The organism is Collinsella aerofaciens ATCC 25986 (genome assembly GCF_964239575.1).
Classification (GTDB): Bacteria; Actinomycetota; Coriobacteriia; order Coriobacteriales; family Coriobacteriaceae; genus Collinsella; species Collinsella aerofaciens_BQ.
The window spans coordinates 1-1,637 of sequence record NZ_CAXSQQ010000051.1 but is presented as its reverse complement, the minus strand read 5'-3'; the positions used below and the strand labels follow the sequence as shown (position 1 = coordinate 1,637).

1 protein-coding gene is annotated in these 1,637 nt (G+C 45.8%); it reads right to left on the bottom strand.

Annotated elements, in window-relative coordinates; all coding sequences use genetic code 11:
• Window positions 1-1,139: 1,139 nt before the first annotated feature.
• Window positions 1,140-1,637: DUF4869 domain-containing protein (locus tag ACESUZ_RS10020; RefSeq protein ID WP_373199903.1), on the bottom strand; the 498-nt coding region annotated here is incomplete at its 5' end.

Genomic DNA, 1,637 nt, shown 5'->3' with positions numbered 1-1,637 from the left:
ATTCGACAAGGGGCGACCATTGTGCAATCGCAAGAAGATGACGGGGCGGAATGTCAATCCTGGTCTAACAGAGCCTTTTGTTTTGCGCCAAACGGTTTGACGATGATGAGCTTCGCGATAGGTTTTATTTGCTTCGAGCGGCAAAAGATCTCCGCAACGCGTGTGCTCACAATAGTTGCATTCTTAATGGTCTTGCTTCGGGCGAGAATGCCCGAAGGGCAAATAACGGCGTTATGAAGGCATTGAGCAAAATAGATGGGGTTGGCTCTTATCAGCGTAAGGCAAGGATGAGCAATGAGCGAATACGTCAGATTGTCACAACGCTATATCTGCACAAAGAGGTGTCGTCTAAAGGCGTTATTAAGCACAAAGCACGATCGCTTTCCAAGTTTATTTCTAGGGCAAATCGCAACATCAACTACTATAAAGGTGCGGAGGTCATCACTTCCTCCTTCTCGTTTTTGTCAAAAGTGATCGACGCATGGTATTTGTGTGACGCTGAAGATATGCCGTCTTGCGATTCCTAGGCATCTGGTGCAAAATATTTCCCACATCGAAAAGCGGTTCGGCCGTTTTGCAAGGGGGCTTCTCTTTATGGGACGCCCTCTATTTTTATGCCGCGCCAATCGGAAGATATTTCATTTTCGGCTACTGCATTTATTCTATCCCCAACGGTACTTGCGGAACTGCGTAGATCGACATTGATGATGTGCCAAAACTAGTGTTTTTGCCGCCGGTTACCACCGTTCATGTGTTCCTTGTACTTGCCGTTTGCTTAGTCGATCTTTACTGGCTCAAAGCTCCTATATGCCAATGCTATTTGCTGCAAGCGATACCCTTATTTTTGACCCTCGCAATTTAGATGTCGTTCATCGGGTGGCCTTTGCGGAACCTTATATAGGAGGAGTATTGAAACATTGTTAGGGCGACTACCTACACCATCTTTACGCCCTATGCGATCGGCCTAAGGCAATGGTTTTTAGGAAGTCCTTAACATTCTTTCGCTTTGAGCTTGGAAAAAAGCAATGGTGGGCTACTAACTAAGACAAATTACGAAAGCTCGATACTTCCGCGATAAGTTTATACAGGCTTATATAACTCGATGTTATCCGATATAGTCTAGATTTCGAAATGGTGTGTCAGGATTTTTCCCTTAGGCATTTTGCAGCTATAGGGACAAGGTCGAACATCGTGTGAACGACATCACCCGTGTTTGCAATGGTTGCCGTGAACTTGCCGTTTCCAAAATCCATCAGATGGTAGAGGTTGATCGTCAGATCATGCTGTGCGGCGATTCTTAGAATCCAGTAAGCGCAATTGTCGCTACAGGTTGTGGCGTTGTATATGTTCTGAGGCATGAAGTACATGAGCAGCAGCGTCTTGGTGCCTCCCGATAGCTTTTCAGGAGGGATGATGCCTAAGATCTTGGTGTTTATTGCGCCGAGTCCAACCACACTGCCTTTATCGATGGATTTAATAATTCTTTGCGCAAAAGCATCTTGAAACCACTGGGGTGAATAGACGTTATCGAAGTAAACCGACGTGTTGTAGATAACATTTGGCTCTGTTAGACCAGGATTGACATTCCGCCCCGTCATCTTCTTGCGATTGCACAATGGTCGCCCCTTGTCGAATCT